23 protein-coding genes and 1 pseudogene are annotated in these 25,842 nt (G+C 62.6%); 17 read left to right on the top strand and 7 right to left on the bottom strand.

Annotated features, from left to right (window positions below; translation table 11 throughout):
• The first annotated feature begins 88 nt into the window (after positions 1-88).
• The 13 genes and pseudogenes from JW792_RS08935 to JW792_RS17215 form a co-directional block, all read left to right on the top strand.
• Positions 89-1,174: an acyltransferase family protein gene (locus tag JW792_RS08935; protein ID WP_135996051.1), complete on the top strand. Its 1,086-nt coding sequence runs from the start codon at positions 89-91 to the stop codon at positions 1,172-1,174.
• A 65-nt stretch (positions 1,175-1,239) separates the two neighbouring features.
• A complete protein-coding gene (locus JW792_RS08930) occupies positions 1,240-1,683 on the top strand; it encodes a hypothetical protein (RefSeq protein WP_135996052.1) in 444 nt (147 codons plus the stop codon).
• Between the two features lie 106 nt (positions 1,684-1,789).
• The gene (locus JW792_RS08925) at positions 1,790-2,185 is read left to right on the top strand and encodes a hypothetical protein (protein ID WP_135996053.1); all 396 of its coding nucleotides are present in this window, start codon (positions 1,790-1,792) and stop codon (positions 2,183-2,185) included.
• Between the two features lie 69 nt (positions 2,186-2,254).
• Positions 2,255-3,505: a TolC family protein gene (locus tag JW792_RS08920; RefSeq protein WP_135996054.1), complete on the top strand. Its 1,251-nt coding sequence runs from the start codon at positions 2,255-2,257 to the stop codon at positions 3,503-3,505.
• Entirely contained in the window at positions 3,502-5,001 is a 1,500-nt protein-coding gene (locus JW792_RS08915; protein ID WP_135996055.1) for an efflux RND transporter periplasmic adaptor subunit, read from the top strand. The genes JW792_RS08920 and JW792_RS08915 overlap by 4 nt, the downstream gene beginning before the upstream one ends.
• Positions 5,002-8,157, top strand: a complete 3,156-nt coding sequence (locus tag JW792_RS08910; protein WP_135996056.1) for an efflux RND transporter permease subunit — start codon at positions 5,002-5,004, stop codon at positions 8,155-8,157.
• A 221-nt stretch (positions 8,158-8,378) separates the two neighbouring features.
• Positions 8,379-8,780: a BlaI/MecI/CopY family transcriptional regulator gene (locus JW792_RS08905; RefSeq protein WP_135996057.1), complete on the top strand. Its 402-nt coding sequence runs from the start codon at positions 8,379-8,381 to the stop codon at positions 8,778-8,780.
• Positions 8,777-9,739, top strand: a complete 963-nt coding sequence (locus tag JW792_RS08900) for a M56 family metallopeptidase (protein ID WP_135996058.1) — start codon at positions 8,777-8,779, stop codon at positions 9,737-9,739. Before JW792_RS08905 ends, JW792_RS08900 begins: the two co-directional genes overlap by 4 nt.
• A gap of 3 nt (positions 9,740-9,742) precedes the next feature.
• Complete coding sequence (locus JW792_RS08895) at positions 9,743-10,984, top strand: TolC family protein (protein ID WP_135996059.1); 1,242 nt, start codon at positions 9,743-9,745, stop codon at positions 10,982-10,984.
• The gene (locus tag JW792_RS08890) at positions 10,984-12,615 is read left to right on the top strand and encodes an efflux RND transporter periplasmic adaptor subunit (RefSeq protein WP_135996060.1); all 1,632 of its coding nucleotides are present in this window, start codon (positions 10,984-10,986) and stop codon (positions 12,613-12,615) included. Before JW792_RS08895 ends, JW792_RS08890 begins: the two co-directional genes overlap by 1 nt.
• Before the next feature lie 10 nt (positions 12,616-12,625).
• Positions 12,626-15,772 carry an efflux RND transporter permease subunit gene (locus JW792_RS08885; RefSeq protein ID WP_135996061.1) on the top strand — a complete coding sequence of 1,049 codons (3,147 nt, stop codon included), beginning with the start codon at positions 12,626-12,628 and terminating at the stop codon, positions 15,770-15,772.
• 3 nt (positions 15,773-15,775) lie between these two features.
• Positions 15,776-16,717 carry a hypothetical protein gene (locus tag JW792_RS08880; RefSeq protein WP_135996062.1) on the top strand — a complete coding sequence of 314 codons (942 nt, stop codon included), beginning with the start codon at positions 15,776-15,778 and terminating at the stop codon, positions 16,715-16,717.
• A 442-nt stretch (positions 16,718-17,159) separates the two neighbouring features.
• A pseudogene (locus tag JW792_RS17215) lies at positions 17,160-17,468 on the top strand (helix-turn-helix domain-containing protein); the annotation flags it as partial.
• Positions 17,469-17,547: 79 nt separating this feature from the next.
• On the opposite strand, the gene JW792_RS16970 reads toward JW792_RS17215, so the two are convergent.
• The 6 genes from JW792_RS16970 to JW792_RS08855 form a co-directional block, all read right to left on the bottom strand.
• Positions 17,548-18,081: a hypothetical protein gene (locus JW792_RS16970; protein WP_241094933.1), complete on the bottom strand. Its 534-nt coding sequence runs from the start codon at positions 18,079-18,081 to the stop codon at positions 17,548-17,550.
• Complete coding sequence (locus tag JW792_RS08870; RefSeq protein ID WP_135996064.1) at positions 18,078-18,419, bottom strand: helix-turn-helix domain-containing protein; 342 nt, start codon at positions 18,417-18,419, stop codon at positions 18,078-18,080. The genes JW792_RS16970 and JW792_RS08870 overlap by 4 nt, the downstream gene beginning before the upstream one ends.
• Positions 18,420-18,573: 154 nt before the next feature.
• The gene (locus tag JW792_RS17300) at positions 18,574-18,960 is read right to left on the bottom strand and encodes a ubiquitination-like system serine protease family protein (protein WP_477424233.1); all 387 of its coding nucleotides are present in this window, start codon (positions 18,958-18,960) and stop codon (positions 18,574-18,576) included.
• 149 nt (positions 18,961-19,109) lie between these two features.
• Positions 19,110-20,240 carry a hypothetical protein gene (locus JW792_RS08865; protein ID WP_135996065.1) on the bottom strand — a complete coding sequence of 377 codons (1,131 nt, stop codon included), beginning with the start codon at positions 20,238-20,240 and terminating at the stop codon, positions 19,110-19,112.
• A gap of 5 nt (positions 20,241-20,245) precedes the next feature.
• Positions 20,246-20,647: a hypothetical protein gene (locus tag JW792_RS08860; protein WP_135996066.1), complete on the bottom strand. Its 402-nt coding sequence runs from the start codon at positions 20,645-20,647 to the stop codon at positions 20,246-20,248.
• A gap of 142 nt (positions 20,648-20,789) precedes the next feature.
• Positions 20,790-20,987: a DUF3768 domain-containing protein gene (locus tag JW792_RS08855; protein ID WP_241094932.1), complete on the bottom strand. Its 198-nt coding sequence runs from the start codon at positions 20,985-20,987 to the stop codon at positions 20,790-20,792.
• On the opposite strand from JW792_RS08855, the gene JW792_RS08850 reads away from it, so the two are divergent.
• The 3 genes from JW792_RS08850 to JW792_RS08840 all read left to right on the top strand — a co-directional run bounded on the left by JW792_RS08850 (position 20,946) and on the right by JW792_RS08840 (position 24,157).
• Positions 20,946-22,988 (top strand): type IV secretory system conjugative DNA transfer family protein, encoded by a 2,043-nt coding sequence (locus tag JW792_RS08850; protein ID WP_192900984.1) that lies wholly within the window; start codon positions 20,946-20,948, stop codon positions 22,986-22,988. The genes JW792_RS08855 and JW792_RS08850 overlap by 42 nt on opposite strands.
• Before the next feature lie 328 nt (positions 22,989-23,316).
• Positions 23,317-23,535, top strand: coding sequence for a hypothetical protein (locus JW792_RS08845; RefSeq protein WP_135996069.1), 219 nt, complete (start codon positions 23,317-23,319; stop codon positions 23,533-23,535).
• Positions 23,536-23,575: 40 nt separating this feature from the next.
• On the top strand, positions 23,576-24,157 hold the full coding sequence (locus JW792_RS08840) for a hypothetical protein (RefSeq protein WP_135996070.1): 582 nt from the start codon (positions 23,576-23,578) through the stop codon (positions 24,155-24,157).
• Here the strand turns inward: JW792_RS08840 and JW792_RS08835 are convergent.
• The gene (locus JW792_RS08835; protein WP_135996071.1) at positions 24,154-25,155 is read right to left on the bottom strand and encodes an SIR2 family protein; all 1,002 of its coding nucleotides are present in this window, start codon (positions 25,153-25,155) and stop codon (positions 24,154-24,156) included. The genes JW792_RS08840 and JW792_RS08835 overlap by 4 nt on opposite strands.
• Before the next feature lie 102 nt (positions 25,156-25,257).
• Between JW792_RS08835 and JW792_RS08830 the strand changes: the two genes are divergently transcribed.
• A complete protein-coding gene (locus JW792_RS08830; protein ID WP_135996072.1) occupies positions 25,258-25,827 on the top strand; it encodes a tyrosine-type recombinase/integrase in 570 nt (189 codons plus the stop codon).
• Positions 25,828-25,842: the final 15 nt, after the last annotated feature.

The following is a 25,842-nucleotide window of genomic DNA, read 5'->3' as shown; positions in this document are numbered from 1 at the left end:
GGAGCCAGCCCCTCACCGATGCGATGAAATCTGAGGGCAGTTCAGCTTTCGCACGTAATCCCTCGATAGCTGTACTGGGGGACTCTCCTTGAGAACGATCGGAGCCGCGTTTACCGGGCGGGACAACCGCTTCACCCCGATCCGTCTGGCGCTGGCGAGCGCCGTGCTCCTCGAGCACGCCATCATCGTGACCCAGGGACCGCTTCCTCCACCGCCCATGGCGATCAATGCATGGTCGCTGAGCTATGCCGCGGTGAACGGCTTCTTCGTTCTATCCGGCTTCCTGATCGCCAACAGTCTGGAGCATCGCGCGGATCCCTTCACCTATGGCGCGTCGCGCATTCTGCGTTTGATGCCGGCCTTGGCATTTCTATCCGCTGTAGCGGTATTCGTGATCGGCCCTGTTGCGACCCGCCTGCCACAAGCAGAGTACTGGACCGATCCGCAGACCTGGACATACCCGGTCCAGGTCCTGGCCTTTCTTGACACCTCGCAAGGCCCGGCCGGGATATTTCCCGATCATCCATGGCGCGGCGAATTCTCCGCGACGCTCTGGACGCTGCGATATGAAGTCATCGCCTATATCGCTGCTGCCGTCCTGTTCTTCACGCCCTTTCCTTGGGGGCGGAGCGCCATGCTCGCTTATTTTGCGATTGCGAACCTTGCCTATCTGCTTCTGCAGGCAGTTTGGCCGGACGCGCCGGCCCTTTTCACGAGCGCCGCGCGCCTGTCGGCGGCGTTTACGCTTGGTATGGCCGTCTATCTCTGGCGCGATCGGATACCGGTCGGTCCGTGGGCAGCGCTCGTGGCCATTCCGCTCTGGCTGCTCCTGGGCGAGTCCCCGCTTGCCGAGCTCTTTCTCAATGTGGCGATCGGCTCGCTGCTCTTCTGGACCGCGTTCGCCCGCCTCGGCGGCGTGCCGACCGGGAGCTCGATTCCGGACTGGTCGTACGGCATCTACATCTGGCACTATCCCATCATGCAGCTCGTACTCCTGGCGGATCGCGAGGCCAGTCCGTTCCAGCTGGCGCTGATAACCGTGCCGGTAACGGCCGCCATCGCCGCTTTCTCCTGGCACTGCATCGAGAAACCCAGCCTCCGCCAGAAATCTCTGCTTGGAGCCGCGCTGCGAAAGCCAGGCATCGTGATGACACTCTTTCGGAGAACTCCGTGAGGGAAGGTCGCGATCGGCGCGTATTCAAGGTGATGACAAGCAAAACCCGATGAAGGAGGCTTCAGATGAGGACCACCTTGATATCCGCACTCGCTATGGCCGCATCGCTCACCGGGGCAGGCTACGGCCAGCAAGCCGGAGAGGATCACAATGCCCATCATGGCGAGCAAGGCACGATGCAATCGGCCGACAGCGATTCCGGTCGTCACGAACACATGATGATGGGCGGTATGGATATGAGCGCTCACCAGGAGCAGATGTCGCGCATGCGCGAACTCATGGTTCAGGCGCGAAATACCGAGGATCCCGAGGAGCGCCGCCGCCTCATGGAGCAGCATGACGAACTCATGCAGGCGCACATGGACACCATGATGGACGATGGCGAGCACATGGCGATGATGATGCGTCACTGCGGCCAGCGCATGTCGATGATGCACGACATGATGGAGCAGATGAGGGCGCGCCACGAGATGATGGAAGGCCCCGCCAACGCCGAGGCCGGCGAATAACCAAGGTCGACCCCGGGCCTCAAGACTGGTATCAGGTCTTCAAGTCGGGCTGGCAGAGCCCCATATGACGGGCTGCGATCCCGCCAACACGAGCCGGACAAAGAGTTTGACGCACGCCGCAAGGATCAATGTGAGAACGAGCATCGCCGCATTTGCGCTGGCGGTGATTTCGCTCGCTTTGGTCCTGTCCTCGCCCGCGCTCGCCGAGTTAGCCCATGAGCAGGAGGCCTGCGCTTCGGCCCATCATGACGAGGCGTGCTGCATGGACGCCATGTCCGCAGAGATGGACGCGCAGGCCGCATCCAAGGCTGGCGGGGCGGATCATGTCTGTGACGAGGCGAGCTGCGCGATGATGATCTCCTGTGCGCCCGCAACCGCCATTCTGGCATCGGGTGGCGAGGACGCCGCCCTTGCGATTCCTCTGGATCACGGGGCAGCCCGCTACACCTCCCCGCATGCGTCCGCCTCGGTCGACGGGCTGAAACGACCTCCGCGCGCCTAGCTTTTCGAGCCGGTTGCGGTCTGACGACCGGAGCCGTTTTGCGAAAAGCAACTGCGTGGAGACATCCCAGTGAAATTCCCAATTTTTGCGGCGGCGCTTGCAGCCGTAGCGACTGCGTCGGCAGGCGCACAGCACGGCGCCCAGCCGGATGCGCCGCTGAGCCTTGCCGAGGCGGTCCTCATCGCCGAGCGAAGCGAGGAACCCGGCGTGCTCGCCTGGCGGCAACACTCGGCCTCGCTCGAAGCGCTCGGCGAGTCGGAAAATTCCCGGCCCGATCCCTCGATCCGGATCGCCGCCAACAATATGCGCCTTGACGATTTCGACCTGAACCGGGAGGCCATGACACAAGGCGAGGTGCGCGTGCGCCAGAGCTTCCTGCGCGGCGAGACCGGCGCGCTTCGCCAGGCCCGGCGCGATGCGCAGGCCGACGGTGCCGGGGCGCGCGGCGTTCTGCGGCAAAGCGAGATCCGGCGCGAGGTGCGCGAGAGCTGGCTCGACGCCTTCTACTGGGAACAGGCCGGACACCTTACCCGCCAGCGCCGCGACGAGCTGCGCCAGCTCGGCGAGATCGCGCTCGCGACCTTCGCCACCGGCCGGTCGAACGCGGCCGACGTGATCCGCGTCGATCTGGAGACCGCAGTTCTCGATACCCGGCTCGTCGACATCGAGCGGTTCGCCCACCATGCGCGCACGAGGCTTGCCCGCTATCTCGGCGACGCGGCGCACCGTCCTCTGGCCGGCGGGCTTCCGCACCTGCCCGCCCCGCCGGAGGCCGAGGCCGTCGAAGAAATTCTGCCGCGCCACCCTTCGGTCGCCGTGCACGATGCGCAAATCCGCGCCAGCGAGCGCGAGATCGATCTCGCCCGCCAGGCCTTCAAGCCGGCCTGGTCGGTCGACGCCGGCTACGGCGTTCGCGACAGCCGGTCGGATTTCGCCAGCGTCGGGGTCAGTGTCGAGATTCCGCTCTTCAACCGCGATGCGCGCGAGGCCGGGGTGCGCAGCGCGCGGGAGGCGCGCTCGGCCGAGGAACTCGAACGCCGCGCGCTGCTGCTCGACCTGCGCCGGGACTGGGAGCGGCTTTTGTCCGACCGCTCCAGCCGCGAGGCGTCCATCACCCTGTACGAGCGTGAAGTGCTTCCCAATGCGCGCGAGACCGCCGAGGCGGTCATGACCGCTTACGAGAACGGCCAGGCGGACTTTCCCGAACTGGTGCGCGCCGAACTCGCTTTGCTCGACGCCGAGCTCGCGCTCCTGCGCCTGCGCGTCGACGCCCTCAAGGCCGAGGCCGGCCTCCTCTACCTCGCCGGAGACGTCCAATGAATATGCGTAATCTCATCGCAGGCGCCGCGCTTCTTGCCGGCGGCGTGCTTCTCGGCGCGGCCGCGGTTTTTGTCCTCGCGCCGGCCGGTGACGGTCCGGCGGGCGATGGAGAACCGGACATCCTCTACTGGGTCGCGCCCATGGATCCGAGCTACCGGCGCGACCAGCCCGGAAAATCGCCGATGGGAATGGACCTCGTCCCGGTCTATGCCGGCGAGGAGCCGGGCGAAGCCGAAGAGGGCGTCGTTCGCATCGATCCGACCGTGGCCAACAATATCGGCGTGCGAACCGCCGAGGTGGAACAGGGCGCGCTCTCGCGCCGGGTCGAGACCGTGGGCTATGTCCGCCCGGTCGACGATTCTACGAGCGTCGTCGATGTGCGCGCCGAAGGCTGGATCGAGCGTCTTCCCGTCGCCGCCGTCGGCGATGTCGTCGAGCGCGGCGACCTTCTGTTCGCCATGTATGCGCCGGCCATCCTGACCGCGCAGAGCGAGTTCCTGCAGGCTCGCCGGCTCGGCCGCGAGGCGCTGATTCAGTCGGCGCGCGCCCGCTTGCGTGCGCTCGGCATGACGCAAGGCCAGATCGAGGCAGTCGCGCGTAGCGGCGAACCGAGTCGGCTGACCGACGTGCGCGCCGACCAGGGCGGGACGGTGCTGGAAATCGGCGTGCGCGAGGGCCAGCATGTCCAGCCCGGCGCCCGCCTTATGACCATCGCCGATCTTTCCGAGGTCTGGGTGGTCGCCGACCTGTTCCAGGACGAGGTCCACGCGGTCTCGCCGGGCCAGTCGGTCTCGATGCGCACGCCCGACCAGCCCGGCCGCGTCTGGGAGGGCGAGGTCGAATATGTATACCCGACCGTCGATCCCGACAGCCGCTCGGTGCCGGTACGCATGCGCTTCGACAACCCGGAGCGCACGCTTCGTCCCAACAGCTATGTGAACGTCGCCATCGAGGCGGACCCGCGCCTCAACGTGATCCACATCCCGCGCGAGGCGCTGATCCGCACCCGCCAGTCCGACCGGGTCATCCTGGCCCTCGGCGAGGGCCGGTACAGGCCCGCTCGCGTCGTGACCGGCATCGAGTCCGGCGGACGGGTCGAGATCATCGAAGGTCTTGCCCCCGGCGAGCGGGTCGTGGTGTCGGCTCAGTTCCTGATCGATTCCGAAGCAAACCTGCAGGGCGCGATGTTGCGCATGACCCCGCCGGAGGATGTGCGCGAGCCGGACGAAGCCGCCGAACCGCTCGCCATCCAGGGCGCAGGGACGGTCGTTTCGGTCATGCCGGGTCACGGCATGATCCGTCTCGATCACGACCCGATCCCGGCGATCGGGTGGCCGGCCATGAACATGTCGTTCGACGTCGCCGAACCGGTCGAGCTTCAAGCCGTGCGCGAAGGCGACCGTGTCGAGTTCGAGATGGTCGAGACGCCGGAAGGCGCCTGGATGATCACCGATATCGCGCCGGTGGACGGCGAAACCGAGCACGAGGGGCACTAGATGATCGCGTCCGTCATCCGCTGGTCGATCGCCAACCGGCTGATCGTCCTTCTGCTTGCCGCGATCCTCACCGGTTACGGCGCGTATTCGCTCACGCGTACCCCGCTCGATGCGCTACCCGACCTGTCCGACGTTCAGGTGATCGTGAAGACCACCTATCCCGGCCAGGCGCCGCAGGTCGTGGAGGACCAGGTCACCTATCCGCTGACCACCGCCATGCTCGCCGTGCCCGGCGCGGTTACGGTGCGCGGCTATTCCTTCTTCAACGACAGCTATGTCTACGTGATCTTCGAGGACGGGACCGATCTCTACTGGGCCCGCTCGCGCGTGCTGGAATACCTCTCCCAGGTCGCCCCGACATTGCCAGACAGCGCGACGACCGCGCTCGGCCCGGACGCGACGGGGGTGGGCTGGATCTACCAGTACGCCCTCGTCGACCGCACCGGCGGGCATGATCTCGCCGAGCTGCGTTCGATCCAGGATTGGTTCTTGAAATACGAGCTGCAGACGATCGAGGGCGTGTCCGAGGTCGCGGCCATCGGCGGCATGGTGCGCCAGTACCAGGTCGTCGCCGATCCCGAGCGTCTGCGCGCCTATTCCATCCCGCTCTCCCAAGTGCGCACCGCGATCGAGCGCGGCAATCAGGAAAGCGGCGGGCGCGTCATCGAGATGGCCGAAGCCGAGTACATGGTGCGCGCCTCGGGCTACATCACCGGCATCGAGGACCTCGAACAGATCCCGCTCGGCGTCACAGACACCGGCACGCCGATCCTGCTCGGCGATGTCGCCGAGATCCGCACCGGCCCGGAGCTGCGCCGCGGCATCGGCGAGCTCAACGGCGAGGGCGAGGTGGCCGGAGGCGTCGTCATCATGCGCTACGGCGAGAACGCACTCGCCACGATCCGCCGCGTCGAGGAGCGCCTGGCAGAACTGGAAGCCTCGCTGCCCGAAGGCGTCGAGATCGTCACGACCTACAACCGGGCCGACCTGATCGAGCGCGCGGTCAGCTCGCTGGGAAAGAAGCTGGTCCAGGAGTTCATCGTCGTCGCCCTGATCTGCGCGATCTTCCTGTTCCACCTGCGCTCCTCGGTCGTAATCGTTCTAAGCCTGCCGCTCGGCATCCTCGCCGCGGTCGTGATCATGAACGCGCAGGGCATCAATGCGAACATCATGTCGCTCGGGGGCATCGCCATCGCCATCGGCGCGATGGTCGATGCAGCGATCGTGATGATCGAGAACCTGCACAAGCATATCGAGCGCGAACCGCTCACCCGCGAGAACCGATGGCGCATCGTCGCCAAGGCCTCCACCGAGGTCGGGCCGGCGCTCTTCTTCTCTCTGATGATCATCACGGTGAGCTTCCTGCCGGTCTTCGCACTCGAAGCCCAGGAGGGGCGTCTCTTTCGTCCGCTGGCCTTCACCAAAACCTATGCGATGGCCGCCGCCGCCGGACTAGCGATCACCCTGATCCCGGTGCTGATGGGCTACTTCGTCAGGGGCCGGATCACGCCGGAGCGCAAGAACCCGGTCAACCGGCTGCTGATCGCGGCCTATCGGCCGTTCATCGGCCTGGCGCTCGCCCGGCCCTGGCTGATGATCGCGGTGTCCGCGCTCGCCATTGCCAGCGCGGCGGTTCCGCTCTCGCGCATCGGCAGCGAGTTCATGCCCGATCTCGACGAGGGCGATCTGTTGTACATGCCGAGCGCCTATCCCGCCGCCTCGGCGGGCAAGATGGCCGAGCTCCTCCAGCAGACGAACCGGCTCATCATGACGGTGCCCGAAGTGCTCACCGCGCACGGCAAGGCGGGCCGGGCCGAGACCGCGACCGATCCGGCGCCGCTGACCATGATCGAGACCACGATCCAGCTTCGTCCGCGCGAGGAATGGCGCCCGGGCATGACCATCGAGGATATCCGCGCCGAGCTCGACGCGGTGGTGGAGGTGCCAAGCCTCAGCGATGTCTGGATCATGCCGATCCGCAACCGGATCGACATGCTGGCAACCGGCATCAAGACCCCGGTCGGCATCAAGGTCGCCGGCCCCGATCTCGCCGTGATCGCCGAGATCGGCCAACGAATCGAGGACGCCATCGAAACCGTGCCAGGTACCAACTCGGTCTATGCCGAACGCGTCACCGGCGGGCGGTTCGTTGATATCGACGTGAACCGCGCCGAGGCCGCGCGCTTCGGGCTCAACATCGCCGACGTGCACGATGTTATCCGTACCGCGATCGGCGGCATGACCATCACCGAGAGCGTGGAAGGCCTGCAGCGTTACCCCGTGAACCTGCGCTATCCGCAGGACTATCGCGGCTCGGTTGCCGACCTGCGCGCGCTTCCCATCGTCACGCCCTCGGGCGAGGAGATCCCGCTGGGCCGGGTCGCCGACATCACGATCGATGACGGGCCTGGCGTGATCCGCAGCGAGAATGCCCGGCTCAACGGCTGGATCTATATCGACATCGCCGGTGTCGATATCGGCTCCTACGTGGCGCAGGCCCGCCAGGCCGTGGCCAACCAGGTCGATCTTCCCGCGGGCTATTCGCTGAACTGGTCGGGCCAGTACGAGTACATGCAGCGCGCCCAGGCCAAGCTCGCGCTCGTCGTCCCGGTGACGATCGCGGTGATCCTGCTGCTCCTCTTCCTGAGCTTCCGCCGGATCGTTCCGGTCCTGATGATCATGGGCACGCTGCCGCTCGCGCTCGTGGGCGGGCTCTGGCTGCTCGACCTGCTCGGCTACAATCTGTCGGTCGCGGTCGGGGTCGGCTTCATCGCGCTGGCCGGCGTGGCCGTGGAGATCGGCGTTCTGATGATCGTCTATCTCGAACAGGCGCTCGCGCGCCATCGAGACAGCGCCGCCGAAAAGGACCGGCCCCTGAGCGGGCAGGATATCCGCGAGGCGGTGATCGAGGGTGCGCTCCTTCGCGTGCGCCCGATCATCATGACGGTGGCGACCGTGATCGTCGGCCTCCTGCCGATCATGTTCGGCAGCGGCGCCGGTTCGGAAGTTATGCGCCGCATCGCCGCGCCGATGGTCGGCGGCATGGTCAGCGCGACCGTGCTGACGCTTCTGGTCCTGCCGGCGGCCTTCCTGATCTGGCAGAGGTGGGTTTTGAATGGTGCGCGATTAGCCCAGCCGACCCTGAATCAATCTTGATGTCTATTCGTGAGGTTTGAATCAAACAGGGTGACGCCTGAATCAATCCAATTGGCGCGTCGCTTTATACGTATTTGATTCGCCTCACGAATTTCGTTGGCTCGGAATCAAACCCAATTGCGCTGCACAGGATCGAGCCTGTCCAAATTGGAAGACGGTTGGGAAGAACACCGATTGCCAATCGGTGTTTGATCGCGTAGACCATTTTCAGGAGGCGGTTCATGGCCCGTGGCGAGTTGCAGCTTGGCGATCTGGAGATCGCGACACTGGAGGAAGTCTGGCGCGCCGGCGACGGTGATGCGCGCTCCATCCATGCCAAGATCGGAGCGGGCCGTGGAAACACGCTCCAGACCATCCAGTCCACGCTGGAGCGCTTGCATCGCAAAGGGTTGCTCGCGCGTGAGCGTGTGGGCCATGCCTATGTCTACACGCCGATCGAGAGCCGTGACGCGGTGATGGCGCGCCTGATCGAGGGTTCGCTCAACCGGTTCTCCGACGGGCGAGGCGACGGCCTGCTTGCGGCCTTCGCAGGCTATGCTTCCAAAGCCGATCCGCAGATGCTCGATGCGCTGGAAGCCTTGATCCGCGAGCACAAGAGGCGTGACGGGGAGGGATCGGCGTGACCGGGGACAGCGTCATCGCCCTGGCCGCGGGGCTCGGCGTTTTCGCGGTTTGTGCGAGCCTGCTCGCCGCCTTTTGCGGACGTCTCATGACCGCATTGAACCGTGTCAGGCCCGACCTTCGTGTGCCCGGCATCGTATCGCTGGCGGCAGCGCCGTTCGCGCTGGGACTGCTTGCGGCAATCGGTGCCGGGCTGTTTCCCCATGCATCCCCGCTGGAGCTAGTCGGGCACCATTGTCACGCCGTGGATGGCAATTGCGTCGGGCATTCGACGCCTGCCGCCCCGTTGCCCCTGGCGCTCGCGGTTCTGGGACTGACCGGGGCGCTCGTTATCCGGCTTGCCTGGGCCGTCATGCACCGGCTCGCCGCCATGGCCGCGTTCCGGCGTACGCTGGACCGGCTGACCCTTCGCTCCGACGGCATCCGCATTCTCGACACCGACCTTGCGCTCGCCTTCGTCGCCGGACTGGCGAGGCCCGCGGTCTATCTCAGCCGGGGCCTTCTGAGCCGGCTTGCTCCGGAAGAACGCGCACTCATCAAGGCCCACGAAGCGGCGCACCTGGCGCGCGGCGATCTCCGCGCGCGCTTCGCCTTCACCGTGCTGACTGCAGTCTATCCCCGCTCGGCCTCGCGACGGCTCAACGATGCGTTCATCCTGGCCCAGGAGCAGGCCTGCGATCACGCTACGGCGCGGCACTTTGCACCGGTCGCGATCGCGGAAACCCTCGTCAAGGTGCAGCGCGCGAATGGGGGCCGCGAAAGCGGCTTGTCTGTCGCCGCCTTCGACGACGGGCAGATCGAGCTGCGCGTGCGCGCGCTTCTACAACCCGACTTCGAGCCGGCACGGCTTAGCCTGGCGCGCTATTTCACCATGACCGGGGTACTGCTTGCTGCGATCTTCATCGCGCTGGAGCCCATTCACCATGAAATCGAGACGCTTTTCATAGCGTTTGGAGGCTAGGCCATGACGGTCACGAACCGCACGCTTGCACGTGGAAAACCGATTGCCGCTCGGTGTTTTGCTGCGTTTGCGCTCGTTCTCGCAGCGCCGCTGGGCGCCGGCGCCCAGGTGCTGACAGCCGACGAAGTTGTCCGGCTGGCACTTGGGAATGCCTCCAATGCCACGCTTGCCGAGGCGCCGGTGGAGGCGGCCGAGGGTCGGCTGGTAAGCACGCAGACTTGGCGTAATCCCGTGCTCTCGGTCGAACGCGAAGGCGTGGAGGGTCTCGGCGGCGACGGTTCGGAGACCCTCGTCACGCTCGAACGTGAGTTTGATATCTCCGGGCGCCGCGCCTTGCAGGTGCGTGGTGCGCGCGCCGATCTGCACGCGGCAAGGGGACGCCGGGCGATACAGCGGGCCGAAACCCGTACCGATGCGCTGGCGGCCTTCTATGCTCTGCTTGCCGCACAGCAGGAACAAGCCGCGCTCGAAGAGTTTGGCGCCCAGCTTACCGCGCTCGGCGAGGCCACCCGACAGCGGGTCCAGGCTGGGGACGCCTCGCGTCTGGAACTCGAGCGGGTCCGCCAGGAGACGCTGCTCCTGCCCACACTGGCCGCAGAGGCGAGGCTCGAAGTCGAAAGCGCGGCCGACCGGCTGTTCATCGCCACCGGCGCGAATGTCAGCGGCTATGAACGAATTGCCGGTCAGCTCCTGCCCGCCATCGACCCGCAATCTGCGGCCTCGCCCGTCTCGGCCCGTCTCGCCAGCCTGGAGGCAGAGGCCGATGCGGCCGAGGCGCGCGAACGCGCCGCCTCGCGCCTCGTCCCGGATGTGACCGTCGGCGTCGGCCTGCGTCAGATCGAGGGGCCGATGGAGGAGATCGGGGTTCTCGTGAGTGCGAGCGTGCCGCTGCCGATCTTCGACCGGCACCAGGGCGAGCAGCGCGAGCGTGCGGCGGACACGCGCCTGGCCGAGGCGCGGCTGCGGCTGGAACAGCGCCGGTTCGAAGCGCAGACGGGCATGCTGGCCCGGCGCATGGTGGCCCTGCATCGCACCGCGCTGGAATACGAGGAGGCGGCGCTCGCCTCCGCCCGGGAGCTGCGCCGGATCGCGCTGGTCTCCTACCAGGGCGGTGAGACCAGCGCGCTGGAGGCCATCGACGCCATACGGACCGCCTACGAGGCCGAGCTGCGGCTGATTTCACTGAAACATCGCACGCGCGAGACCGAACTCGCGCTCGAAGAACTCATTGCGGAGACTGACTGATGCGCCGTGACCTCATTCTTGGCGCCCTGACGAGCGCACTTCTGCTGGCCGCCTGCGCAGACGGAGACGATCACGGGCACGGCCCCGGCGGACACGCTCATGACGAGGAGGTCGGCGATCATGGTGCTGGCGGCGATGAGCATGGTCACGAGCACGCCGAAGAGGCCCATGCCGAAGAGGACGGGCATGGTCATGGCGGCGGCATCGTCGTGACCGACTATTCGGAGACTGCCGAGCTGTTCGTCGAATTTCCGCCGCTCGCGGTGGGCCGGGCATCAGAGTTCGCAGCCCATTTCACGCGGCTGGGCGATTTCACGCGCGTGACAGAGGGGCGTGTCACCGTGCGCCTGGCAGGGGGCGGTGCGCCCGAAGAAGTGTTCACCGCCGGCGCATCCCCGACGCCTGGAATCTTCCGTCCGGTCGCGCGCCCGCGCCATGTCGGGACGCGTGATCTCACCGTCATCCTGGAGGCCGGGCGGCTGGTTTCGGTCCATCGCCTCGGCGAGTACACCGTCCATGAAACGGTCGAAGCGGCCGATGCGTCCCTCGCTGACGCGCCGCACGAGGACGGGCTGATCCCGTTCCTGAAGGAACAGCAGTGGCAGGTCGACTTCGCCACCGCGCCGGTCGTCGAGCAGACCCTCTTTCACTCGGTTCAGGCGCCGGCCACGATCAGTCCCGCTCCGGGCGGGGACGCGACGCTGAGCGCGCAGACCGAGGGTGTGGTACTTGCCGGCGAAGCCGGCTTCCCCGGTGTCGGCGACATCGTTGCGCGCGGCGATGTTCTGGTGCGGATCGCGCCCAATCTCGGCGGCGATCAGGATTTCGCCGGTCTCGTTGCCGAACGCGAAGCCGCGCGCGCCGCCTTCAACATGGCCCGCACCGAGTTCGACCGGCTGCGATCGCTGGCCGAGCAGGGCGCGGTGGCGCAGCGCCGTGTCGAGGAAGCCCGGGCTGCGCTTCAGACCGCACGTGCCCGGCTGACTGCCAGCGAGGCCCGGCTCGAAGCGGTCGAGGGCGGGGCGGCCGGTGGAGTCGCGGTGCGCGCGCCTATCAGTGGGCGGATCGCTCAGCTCAACGCCGGGGCCGGTAGCTACGTCCAGAGTGGCGAGACCCTGTTTCGCATCGTCGACACCTCGCGCATGCGCCTGGTCGCGCAGGTCGCCGAGATAGACGCCTCCCAACTCGGTCAGCCCCAGGGGGCCTGGTTCACACTGCTCGGCGGGGATCGCACCTTCGATCTTGCCGACTTCGACGGACGCTTGGTCGCGGCTGGTGCGGCGGTCGATCCGATAAGGCGCACCGCACCGGTCATCTTCCAGTTCGACAACTCGGCCGGGTTTGCCGCCGGAACGCTCGCCACGGCACGCGTGCGCACGAGCAATCGTTTCGACGGCCCGGTAATCCCGGCGAACGCCGTGATCGACGATGCGGGCCAGCCGGTCGTCTTCGTCATGGCGGACGGGGAGAACTGGCGCCGCCAACCAATCCGCATCGCCGTGCGCGACGGACAGTCGATCGGGATCGCCTCCGGGGTCGAGCCCGGCGAGCGTGTCGCCACCGAGGGGGCCTATCTCATCCATCTCGCCGCCAGCGGACCGGCCGAGGCCGGTCACGGCCACGCGCACTGAGGGCGGGACCATGATCCAACAGACCATACGCTTCTCGCTGAAGCATCGCGCCCTCGTGCTGCTCGCTGGCCTCCTCCTGCTCGTGTGGGGCACGTCGGAGGCGTTTCGCATGCCGGTCGACGTGTTTCCCGATCTGACCGCGCCCACCGTTACGGTTGTCGCCGAGGCCCACGGCATGGCTCCCGAAGAGGTCGAGACCCTCATCACACTTCCCATCGAGACCGCACTGAACGGTGCTTCCGGCATACGCCGGGTCCGCTCTTCGACCTCGGTCGGCAGCGCCATCGTATGGGCCGATTTCGAGTGGGGCACCGACATCTATCTTGCCCGCCAGATCGTCGCGGAAAAGCTCCAGCTGGTGCGCGAGGCCATGCCGCCCGACGTTCCGGCCCCGGTTCTGGCGCCGGTTTCCTCGATCATGGGCGAGGTCATGTTCATCGCGCTGGGCTCGGACCGGCACAACGCGATGGAAATCCGGACCGCCGCGGACTGGACGCTGCGCCGGCGGCTCCTGGCCGTACCTGGCGTCGCACAGGTCATCCCCATTGGCGGCGATGTGCGCCAGTACCAGGTTGATGTGCGCCCCGAGCGCCTGGCTGCCTACGGCCTGACGCTGGAGGACGTGATCGACGCGGTATCTCAAACCAATGCCAATTCCTCGGCTGGGTTCGTGACGCAGGGCGGGCAGGAATACCTGATCCGCGGCGTCGGCCGCGTGGAGGCGATCGAGGATATCGGCGCCACCGTTGTCGACCTCGTCGAGGGCGTGCCCGTCCTGGTGCGGGATGTGGCCGAGGTCCAGCTTGGCGCTGCGATAACGCGTGGGCGCGGCTCCCACAATGACGAGCCTTCCGTCGTCATCGGCATCCAGAAGCAGCCCGACACCAATACGCTGACACTGACCCGGGAACTGGACCGGGTGATCGAGGAGGTCGAGGCCGGCTTGCCCCAGGGCATGGTCATAGAGCAGAACATCTTCCGCCAGGCCGACTTCATCTCGATCGCGGTGCGCAACGTGCTCCACGCCCTGCGCGACGGGGCGATCCTCGTCGTCGTGATCGTGTTCGCCTTTCTGATGAGCACGCGGGCCACGGCGATCTCGCTGCTGGCGATACCACTTTCGCTCGTGGTCTCGATCCTGACGCTGAAACTGCTCGGTGCGAGCATCAACACGATGACGCTGGGCGGGATGGCGATTGCGCTCGGAGCGCTGGTGGACGATGCGATCATCGTGGTCGAGAACGTGGTGCGCCGGCTTCGGGGCAATCGGGCACTCGACAATCCGCGCCCCGTGTTGCGCGTCGTGGAGGATGCGACCCGCGAGATCCAGGGGTCCATCGTCTTCGCCACCCTGATCATCATGCTGGTCTTTCTCCCGCTTTTCTTCCTGTCGGGGGTCGAAGGCCGCCTGCTGCAGCCGCTGGGGCTCGCCTATGTGATCGCGCTCGCCGCCTCGCTACTGGTGGCCGTGACCGTTACGCCCGCGCTCGCGGCGATCCTGATGCCGGGATCGAAGACGATCCGGTCGCACCGCGAGCCCTGGCTCGCGCGCACGGTACAGGCGCTGTACCGCCCCGTGCTCGAGCTCACCGTGAACCGTTGGGCCATATTGGGCGGCGCCTCTCTCCTGGCGCTGATCGCCGCTCTGGCGCTCCTGGCGACCGCCGGAAGGGCCTTCCTGCCGGACTTCAACGAGGGCAGCCTGACGGTAAGCGCAGTGACCCTGCCGGGTACCTCGCTGGAGCAGTCCGACGAGCTGGCCGGCATGGTCGAGCGCATCATCCTTGACCAGCCCGAGGCGGTTTCGACCGCCCGGCGCACCGGGCGGGCCGAACTCGACGAGCATGCCCAGGCCGTGAGCGCCTCCGAGATCGATGTCGCCCTGCGCATGCAGGACCGATCCAAGGAGGCCTTTCTCGATGATCTGCGTACCGCACTGACCGCAGTTCCGGGGATGAACATCACCATCGGTCAGCCGATCTCCCACCGCATCGACCACATGCTGTCCGGCACGCGGGCCAATATCGCGGTGAAACTCTTCGGTCCCGACCTTTACGAGCTGCGCCGGCTTGGCGAGCAGGTGCGAGCGCAGATGGAAACGGTAGAGGGCGTGGTCGACCTGTCAGTCGAGCAGCAGGCCGACGTGCCGGTGCTCATGGTCGATTTTCGCCGCGAGGCGATTGCGCGCCATGGACTGCAGGTGCGCGACGTGGCCGAAGCGGTCGAAGCCGCTTTTGCCGGCGCCGAGGTCAGCCAGGTTCTCGAGCAGGGCGCAGCCTTCGATCTCGTCGTACGCTATGCGAGCGAGCACCGGGCCGATCTGGAAGCCGTGCGGGAGACGCGGTTCCTGACCCCTTCCGGTGCGGAAATCCCCTTGAGCGCCCTCGCCGATATCAGACGTGATCGCGGTCCGAACACGATCAGCCGCGAGAACGTGCAGCGCAAGCTCGTGGTCATGGCCAATGTCGCGGGCCGTGATCTTCTCGGCGTCGTGAACGACATCCGCGAGAATGTCTCGGACAATGTCACCCTCCCGCAAGGCTATTACGTGGAGTATGGCGGCCAGTTCGAGAGCGCCAACGAAGCCACTGCGCGCCTCTCCATCCTTTCCTTTGGCGTCGTCCTCGGCGTATTTCTCCTGCTCTACATGGCGTTCAACTCAGCGCGTGATGCCGTGCTGGTCATGGCCAACCTGCCGTTCGCTCTGATCGGCGGCGTCATCGGGGTCTTTGCCGCCGGTGGCATCCTCTCGGTCGCCTCGATCATCGGCTTCATTACCCTGTTCGGCATCGCCACGCGAAACGGCGTGATGATGGTCGCTCACATCCGCCATCTTACCCTGAGCGCAGAAGCGCCAAGCTTCGACGAGGCAGTGCGCCGCGGGGCGATGGAGCGCCTGGTGCCGATCCTGATGACCGCGCTCGCGACCGCGCTCGCGCTCGTGCCGCTCGCTCTGAGCGGCGGCGAGCCAGGCAGCGAGATCCAGGCGCCGATGGCCGTGGTGATCCTTTTCGGCCTTGTTTCCTCGACAGTCCTGAACATGATCGTCCTGCCGGCCCTTTACGCCCGCTTCGGTGCTGTGCGCGAAGCGCGTCCCGAAAACGAACCTCAGAACGAATCTACGTCCGACCTTCAACCCGATCCTTCACGGAGCTGAACCATGCGATTTTCCCTTGTCAGTCTGGCCGCTCTCTGCCTCGGCCTCGGCGCCGTACCGGCCGTTGCGGCACAAGAACACGGCCATGCCCATGACGATCACGCTCATGGCGGCGATCACGGCCATGCTCAAGGCGGGCACGATCATGCCGCGCCCGACGCCCATCCGAGCGGCGTCAATCTCGATGCCGAACCTGTCGGAGCCGTGCACCCCGGGGAACCGGCAGAACTGACCCTGACCGTCACCGGTCCGGACGGAGAGCCGCTCGGCCCCGACGCGCTTGCCGGCGAGGCCGGGCACGGGCTGAACGTTTTCGTGGTCGACGAGGGGCTTGAGGATTTTGAGCATTTCCATCCCGAGCTGGGTGCAGACGGACGGATCTCGATCCGCTTCACGCCCGAGTATGCTCGCATATACCGCGTGTGGGCCGATCTCGCCCTGGCCGACACGATGCCGGCAGCCGGCGGGCATGATGATCATGCCGATGGCGGCCACGCCCACGGCGGGGAATCCCATGCACACGATGTCGGCCATGATCATCCCTATGACGAGAGCCATAATGAGGGAGACGCCGATCACCACAGCGATGACGGCTCGATCCGACTTTCCGACTGGGTTGCGGCCGGCGAGGAGGCCGCGCCCTATCTCGCGCCGGTCAACACCCTGGACGCGCAAGCCGGCGGTCTCGCGTTCTCGCTTGAGCCGCACGGCGAGGTGACGGCCGGAGAGCGCGTGGCGCTGACGCTCACCATCGACGGGCAGGCGGCGGAGCGCGCCCATCTCATCGGTTTTGCCAGCGGCGCGCGATCGATGGTCGAAGCCGCGGCCGAGGCCGGGCGCTTCGAGGTGCGCTTTTCCGAACCCGGCGTTCACCGCCTCTTCGTCCTCGTGCCGGTCGAGGGCGACGAACTGACCGTACCCTTCACCTTGAACGTCGGTGGATAGGCAGCTGGGGGGGGCGACGGCCTATCCCGCCCTCAGGCGATGGTTTCGGCTATCGTCCTCGTTGCAGTGACCGAAATCTACAAGTGCAGCCCCGCCATGGCTGCACTACTTGACTCCCTGCCGCGCACGGGATCGTCCGGCGTCGGCGCGGTGCGCCGGAGCACCTGGCTGCCTATGCCGAGGCAGCCTTCTGGTAATTCCACCGCAGCTACCTCAACCGGAATTTTCCTTCGACCTGTTCAGGGTCTGGATTTCGTCACCAGCTCCTAGGGGGCGAGCGCAGCTTTGTAGTCGTCCTTCTGGATTGGAATGCTGAAAGTTTGATAAGCACCGCGATGTTCAAAACGAGAAACAGGGTCTAACCAGGCTTCGTGCGGCCTATTTAAGCATTTGATTTATCATATAATTTTTTCGATGTTTACCCTTTTTCCCGCACTGCCGGATGACGCTGGAATTACCCAATCCTGTGCTCGAAGCCTATGCGCCGGTAGGACTGCCTCGGAGGCTATTCCAACGTCGAAAACGCCTCGGCCTCTCGATGGGCGAGGCGGGCGATAGATTGGGCGTGACACGAGACGTGATCCGGATGTGGGAGCGCGGAGAACGCGAGCCGAGGGCGCGCTATATCCCGGCGATCATTGATTTTTTCGACGATGACGCCTGGCTTGCGTCCGACACGTTCGCCGATCGGCTGAAGCGCTTCCGGCTGCTTCGCGGATGGTCTCAAAAGCGGTTCGGAACGTGGCTTGGATACTCCGAACGCTCGATCGGACGGTGGGAAGATGGGCAGTTTCCACCGCGAGCCGTCCAGGCGAGAATCGAGGAACGGATCAGGGCTCCCTCTCTCGCTGAGGCGGCTCAGCGCGAGGGTCCGGGAAAAAGGTCAACAATCGGGCGGCGGCCTCAAACAGGGCTTTCGAGTAGTGCTCATTGTCCCAAGGGGCACGCTTCTTCGGACGAAAGGTACTGAGTTCGGGGTAGTAGGCGCAGACGCCGGCCGCGACATCGGCCGAGCTTCCGGTGCCGAAGGCGCAGAAGCGCTGAAGCACTCTCCGACGGCTGATCTTCACGACGCTAAGGCGCTTGGTCCGGGCGTCGCTCTCGATATCGCGTACCAACTGCTTCATCCGTTCCCGCCGGAGCGAGGAAGCATGGTCCACGTCTTCTAGAATGAGAATGGCTGGATCATAGGCGAGGCACAGCGTGGCCGCGCGTTCCCGGCACTTTCGGTACCTGGGGCAGGGGCGGAGTTCAAAGCCGCCCCAGTCGAAGAGCCTGCCGTCACGATCGGCAGCTACAAAGGCCAGGCGCATGGAGCGCGGCTCGATCGAGAGCACGACGCTGTCCTGCTTCGGTGCGGTCATGATGAGGGCTGTTCAAGGCGCTGACAGAGTTTTTCCAGGAATTCGACTTTGACGCTGGTGGAGCGTCCTTCACTGGCGTGGCATCGCTTTAGAAGCCGCTCAGCTTTGCGGTACGTGATGCGGCGGAGGCGGGCGGTCGTATCAGGTAGTAGTTTCGAAGCGGGAATATCAAACACGATTTCGTACGTGAGGAGGATCTCTGAGTTCGGTAGGAAAAGTCCGCGCTCGCAGCGCGACAGCGAGTGAAAATTGCAGCCGAGCAACTCCGCCAGCTCGGCTTGATCGAGCCCGCACCGCTTGCGGCAAGCTCGCAGCCGTATGGTGTTTGCGTTGATCATGGTGATAGGCGCGAGCCGTTAGCAGCATCGCGCGCTATCATTCTTTCACATGCTCAAACCGCGTGAAGGCCTGGGCATTCGCACTGAGTGCGAATAGCGCGCCTCAAAGACCAGGTCGTCTTGGCCGTGATAGGCGTGGCGCGGCCGGAGTTCGTCAACACCAGTGAACGCGACCGTGGCGAAACCAAAAGTGTGAGCCACAGTGCTTTTTGCGCCAGACGGATGGTCGAAGGCTGCTCGTCCCGTCATCGTGCATAATTACGTGCCAACAAGGCCGCGTGTCGGTGAGCAGGTTCATATTTAATACTGCTCCACAGCCGCAGGGACAGATCATCGCTGCCTGCTCCTGATATCCATCTTCTTCAACAATATAGAGGGTGCGTCTGCGAAGACGATTGGGAAGGTATTCCTGAACGATAACCGTTCGGTAAGGTCGGGACCAAGGTCGTGAGAGCCCTGACCAAAGCTTCTCGAAAAATTGTTTGAACCCTCTGATCACCTTCGCCGCTCCGCTTGGCCTGCGCCCCGTTTGGCCCCGCATTTGAAATGGGAGTCCGCTCAACAAGGAGACGGACCCATGAGGAAGAGCAGGTTCACCGCGTTTCGAGTCGGCGCGGAGGATGCCGGCTATCTCGCGGGCGAGTTTGAACCGAAATTTGAGCGGCTCGATCTCATCAACCTGCCCAACTTTCATATCCGTCTGCGCCTCATGATCGATGGCGCGCCGTCTGTGCCCTTCAGCGCTGTCACGGTGACGCCTGGGGAGGTCGAGCGCGCCGTGCGTATCGCCAGATGGCAGGGAGGGGAACGCCCGCCGGACCGGTCCTGAAAAGACCCTGTTCCGTGGCGTCCGCCGGCATCGGTTGGCGATGTCGGCGCCGCGCTACGGAGGAAACCATGGACACAGGCGAACGGGCAGCGCGCATTTCCGTGTCCGGAGCCGCCAACGATGAGCGTGTGTTCGAAGCGCACGCTATCAGGCACAGCAAGCGGAAGCGGCGCGCGAAAGATATCTTCGAAGGGCGTACGCGCGAGATAGGCATCGATCAGCTCGTCCGGATCACGGCTCTTGTAGGCACTCGGCAATACGAACGCTTTTGAGCTGCTCCGGTTGATCGGCTCGATTCCGGAGGCCGTGAGCCAATTCCACTCCAGCGAGCCTCGCAGGCCCTTGAACAGTTCCTGCTCCTCGATCCGGTCGTCGGTGAATACGCCGAGCGTCGCCTCGATAAGAAGCACCGGGTTTTCCATGAGATCGATGAGCCGGGTTTCGAATGAGAGGTCGTGGCTTTCACCGGACGCCGGCCAGTCCGGCACGGCGGCGAGATAGGCGCCGATGAGCTGGGCCAGCGCATTCATGCCGAGATCGAACGGCCGCCCATAGTCTGAAAGGAAGCGCTGCTTGCGAAGGAGTTCCCGGCGAAGCTCGACCCGGCGCTCCATCGAGAGCCGCGATATGCGATGCATATCGCCCCTGGGCAGTGAGAAGAACTCGTCCCGCACAAGATCATAGACCGGCGAGAGGAGCGCATCGATCAGTGCATCTGACGCCTCCAGCTCGGCCCGTTCGAAGATGTCGTGGAACAGGTTGATCAGCGTCCGATTGAAGCCGTCCTCGCTTGCGAACGGTGAGGCTTTGAATTGGCGATAGACCTCGCAGGAGAGCATGCGAAGTTCGGTGATCTCGCGCTGGCGCTCGGATAGGCACCAGTTGGAATACACGCCGCGACCGACGCGCGGGCCGAGATTGACCGGCGCGCCCCGCTTCCATCCTTCCCGCCAGGCCCGCGCCAGCTCATCGAAGAGCGAGCCGTCTGCCATTGAGGCTAGCTGGCGATCTCGAGGATGCGCTCCGACCCGTCAAACGAGGCCGCCGCGTCGAGATAATCGCGCAGGTTATGGCACGCCGTGGTGATCTGGTGTTCGACGGCCAATATCTCGTCGAGTTCCTTGCTCTCGATATGCTGGCCGAGAATGAGGTCGCCAATCGAGAACATACGCTTGGTCATCCGATCCATCGCCAGCGCCGCGAGACCGCCGACACTGCCACCTTGGGCTCGGGCGGCGTTCTCGTTCGCGCGTTCGCTGGAATAGACGATCTGGTTTTTGAGCTTGTACTTCTCGACGAGCGCCATCTCATCGGCGGTCAGCTCTGCCATCATATCGAGCGTGAATGTCGTATTGCCCATCATGCCGGATTTCTGGCTCCGGCGGATTTTCAGCTTCATTCTGGCCTCCCCAGCCTGAGTTCAAGACGCGAGACGATATCCAGAAAATACTATCTAGGCGAGTCATTGTTAACCAACGAGACGAGCCAATCTAACGCTCAAAAAGGAAAGGCGGCTTCGCTTCCGAAGCCGCCGAGAAAGATCAGTACTCGCTTGCGAGCATGAGGGTCAGCACCCGTGTCGTAAGGGACGGATTTGCCGGGTCAGGTGACGCTTTTTCCAGCGTCGTGTCATAGTAGTCGATCTTCCAGAAGAGCCGCTCGCCTTCAAGCTCGAAGCTCCCGAAGTCGTGCTCGCCATGAGGATCGTTATCCTCGGTGAAGCGATCAAACTGGCGCATCTTAACGATCGCCTGATTGATGAATGCGAGGCCGAGCGCCTCAACACCACCCGTCATGAAGATTCGGCCACCTGTGCCAGATTGCCGAAGCGCATCGTTGAGTTGGGCAAGAGCCAGCTCCTCCTCAAGCTTATCCACCACGACCTGACAAACGATAGCGATACGCCGCCGGGCGTGATCGTCATCGATAGCCAGGGCGACTTGATCTACACGCTCTCCCGGCTTGCGCTCTTTGATCCGAATGGGGCGGGCTCCCTCGCGGATCGGCTGATCATCGTCGATCCGGTCGATGTCGAGTATCCGATCGCGCTCAATCTCTTCGCCTTCGATCACGCGCGTCTTGAGGGATACAGCCGGGCTGATCGAGAGCGGGTCCTCAACTCCGTGATCGATCTTTATGAGTATTTCTTTTCCGCGCTCCTGGGCGCCGAGCTGACGCAGAAGCAAGGCGTCGTCTTCCGCTACCTCGCACGTCTCATGGCGATCATTCCCGATGCGACGATCCAAACGCTGCGCCAGCTGATGGAGGACGGGAAGCCCTTTCGACCGTATATGGATCAGCTTGAGGGCTCGGCGAAGCACTTCTTCGAGACCGAATTCTTCTCACCCAGCTTTGCCGCGACGAAGAAGCAAATTCTGCGGCGCCTCTGGGGCGTGCTCGCCAATCCGGTTTTCGAGCGGATGTTTTCTCATCCTGAAAACCGCCTCGATCTCTTCAAGGCGATGAACGAGGGCAAGATCGTTCTCATCAACACCGCCAAGGATCTTCTCAAAGCTGAGGGCTGCTCGATCTTTGGCCGCTTTTTCATCGCAAAGATCGCCCAGGCCGCGCTTGAGCGCGCGACGATCCCCGAGGACAAGCGTCGGCCGACCTTCGTCTACGTCGACGAGGCGCACGAGTATTTCGACGAGACGTTCGAGCACCTGTTCAACCAGGCGCGCAAATACCGCGTCGGGCTCCACATCGCCTGCCAGAACCTCGATCAGATGCCGGCGCGTTTACGAGCGACGGTGATGGCATCCACGGCATTGAAATTTGCTGGCGGGGTGTCCGCAAAGGATGCGCGTGCTCTTGCCGACGACATGAACACGACTGCTGAATTTATCAGCGGGATGCGGAAGCGCCGCGGCCGAAGTGAGATTGCCGCTTCGATCCGCAATCGAACCTCCCGCGCGCTTCGCGTGAATGTCGAGCTGGGCCAGGTCAACGTGATGCCGACGATCGGCGATGGCGCCTACCAAACGCTTATCGAGAAAAACCGGAACCTCTATTCCGCCACGCTCGACGAGGTGGACCGGTTCGTCGCCACATCCGCCCGCTCTGGACGAGGAAGGGCTCCGTCAGATGAAGCGCCTCCTGAGCGGCACCCTGAAAGGTCTGCGTATACCAGAGGCCACCGGGCCGATGTTCCTGACCCTCGGCCGATAAGCGGAGCCAGCACCGTTTCTTTGGCCGCTCCGGCTCAGCGTCATCAGGAGATCGACGCCTATGTTGCCGGGGTAGGGGGAAGGCGGCACAAGCAGCTACAGGAGTTCGTGCGCAAGCTTGCGCAAGAGCGGGGCTATAAGGCGACGGTCGAGCACCGCATTCTTGGGGGAGAAGGCGTTGTAGATGTCGCGCTTGAGGGCGGCACCCGCAGGATCGCGGTGGAGATTTCTGTATCCACCAACACCGCCCACGAGAAAGCTAATATAGAGAAGGCGTTCAAGGCAGGCTTTCACGAGGTACTCGTTATAGTCTCTGATGAAGCGCGTTGGAATTCGTTCAAGGAGCACCTGACGAGCAAGCTAGGCTCTTGCGCTGGCCAAAAGCTATCGGTGATATTGGCAAACCAAATCGAAGACGCACTAGATCAAAGATTGCCAATGGGCCGGTCACCCGAGAGATCGGTTCGGGGATGGAAAGTGACAATACACTCCGGCGCACCGACAGCTGTTGGCTTAAACGATCTAAAGTCCGAACTCATGCGTGCGATCACGAAACCCCCTCCAAAAACTTAGAACCACAAGATGCGACTTAAATTTTTTTGGCCCCGATGCTGGCCGCTGCTGACGCCACTTTCGATGGCGCGACTGAAGTCCGCAGCTTACTTTAGCGCGGATATCCGCAAGATATGGTAGGTGGGCCTAGTAGCATTATCTAATTCTTGATAAAATTTAGAAAGAGTGATTCTCAAGGCGTCTAAGGCTTGACATCTCGGCTCCTTGACTATGCCGAATCGGCATCGTAGGGGAGCCGCAGACAAATGAACGCTAGCAACCCTTGGCCGCATTTGTGCAACCGAGGCGAGTGTATTATACTGCATACGGAGCAGTTTAGGAGGTGCGAATGAGCGATATATCTCGCGAGGAGTTTCGTCGAAACATGCACGATATCGCTGAATTCCTTTATAAGGGGAACTCTACGCCTAGAAAGATTCTTGAAGCTGGGCGCGAAAATGACGCTTTCGATTGGGAGCCCAATCACGAACGTGAAAGCTTCGAACTCCAACGTGGCGAGTTTCTCGATGTGTTCGACGAAGCCGTAGATAGCTTGTCCAAGAAATAACTTAGGGTCGCCTGTATATTCTGCAGGCGACATTTTTGTCATGGCATCTGACGAAATTACTGTTGAGCAAACTCCTCCCCGCTTCTCAGAAGCGGATATAATTTCGCGCTTTGAATTTATAAGTGATCAATGTAACGAATTTGCGAAAGCCTATAATAAAAGGCATGACTCGAATTTGACTTTCGACCCTCTGATTATGTTGAATGTCGTTCATAGTACGCTCGACGATATATGGAGATATAAAGTTTTTCACTTAAAGAATCCAAGTAAAAAATCTAATTGTGTTAAACGTTCAGCTTATTTTACGAAGTGGATTGTGAGGTTTAAGCCTTTATATTTTGCTCATCGCCCGCTATCCAGTAATAATTTTAAGGAGACTTTTAACGCTAAAGATAGTTCTTTGCTTATAAATGAAGCGTTTGCCATTCACTACTCCCTTTCAACTATAAGGGCGGAGGTTGTGAGAGAAGAGCCAGTCGGACGTTTAATGCCAACTGCCATAGCACTGGCCTCCTTTATTTACGATCTTCGCTATAGACTAATGAGCGAGGACGCGTTAATGGCCATTTATCAAATTTATTACGATCAGGCGCGCGGCATAAAGATACTTAAGCAAAATTAGAGCGCTCCGATTTTCTTAGCGATATTTTTTAAGTGACCAGGAAGTGCCCACCAGATTGGTCTGACTCCTAGAGATAAAAGGTCTATGTGGACGAGGCTGTTCTTGTAAGTCAGTTTCCCTCTGGTAATTTCATGCGGCTTCGCCTTCATTAATGCAAACAACTTCGACTTTTGAGACCCTTCCGATTGATCTATTTCTAACAGCGCTCGAACGTTTGTATCGGAGAACGAGAATCCGAAAAATAATCTGCATATCGGTCGGTCATCGGCTGCTGCGTTCGACGTGTGAATAAAATTTCTCCAATTAATGTTAGAGCGATAAATATTATTGTATTCACGCTCAGAAAATGCAATTTTTTGGTCAACAATCATATCTATTGGCATGGACCGTGAAATGTATCCATGTGGATGATATATTTTTAATCCCTCGAAGGTTTGAAATTTATCGTATGATCGTTGAGAGAATATTGATCTCGATTTTATTAAGCGGCCTTGTGCGCGCTTAATGCGTCTTTCCACTAGGTCATCATAATTATATGTCACAATATTGTGGCACCGAATTTTGCTATCGATATTAAGAAAAATTTCAATAAAGTCAGGAGAGGCATTGCGCGATTTCATATTCATTTTCTGATATAAATTTAGTCGTAATTGGTGCAAAAAGAGTATACGGTTTCGATCAAACAGCTCGATAATTCGTAAGTTTCTCTCTAGGGGGCCAGGTAGCGCCGACGAAATTCTAGATTCCGGGTATTTCTGCTCAATCGTAGTGGAGACTGTTCGCGCGAAAAGATTTTCCCAACTCGGTGCCCCGGACGCGATCGATACACCAGCACCTAGGTGGAGCCATAAATCGCTGGAGCGCAGAGATTCTGCGAGATCGTTGATGTTTTGGTCTTGATTTTCGTCATTAATCGAGATTGGAAGGGACACCGGCGTGTTTGGCCGCCCGACAATTATCGAGTAAAAATCGGGATCAAGTCCGCTCGCGGTCATCATGATCTTTTTGTGTTTGTACGATATACTGGATAGTGTTCATTGCCGAGCCGTTGGCGTCAAGGATTTCCTTTCGAGATTCGTCCATCGGTTTGGCCAAGGCATATGCTTCGCGATAAATTTGGTTATCGAAAATATCTCACTCCCGCTGAGCGATCACGGTTTTTGGCTGCTGCAGAAAGACGTGGTGGTGATGTGGGCGCATTCTGTGCGCTTCTCGGCTATACCGGCTGCAGGATCAGCGAGGCGCTCGAATTGACAGGCGCGCAGATAGACTGGGCCGATCAGGCGATCGTGTTCCGGTCGTTGAAGAAGCGTCGAGAGGATCACTATCGCGGAGTGCCGGTGCCGGAGGGATTTCTTGCCAGGCTCGCGAGCCTGGACTGCGCGGCGTCAGCCAGACTACATCGAAGGCTCTGGCCCTGGTCTCGCACTACCGCTTGGACGCGGATTAAGGAGACGATGGTTGAGGCCGAGATCGTCGGTCGGCACGCTTCCCCTAAAGGCCTGCGTCACGGCTTCGGAGTCGCCGCTACGCAACGCGGCGTGCCGCTCAATATCGTGCAGCGTTGGCTTGGCCACGCGAACATCGAAATGACCGCCATCTATGCCGATGCGATCGGCGAGGAGGAGCGCGCCTTAGCGGCGCGTCTCTGGGAGCGTGATGCCGCCTGAGCGCTGAACACTATC

The organism is Marinicauda algicola, assembly GCF_017161425.1.
Taxonomy (GTDB): Bacteria; Pseudomonadota; Alphaproteobacteria; order Caulobacterales; family Maricaulaceae; genus Marinicauda; species Marinicauda algicola.
The sequence above is the reverse complement of the archived record's forward strand: the minus strand, read 5'-3'. Positions and strand labels throughout refer to the sequence as shown.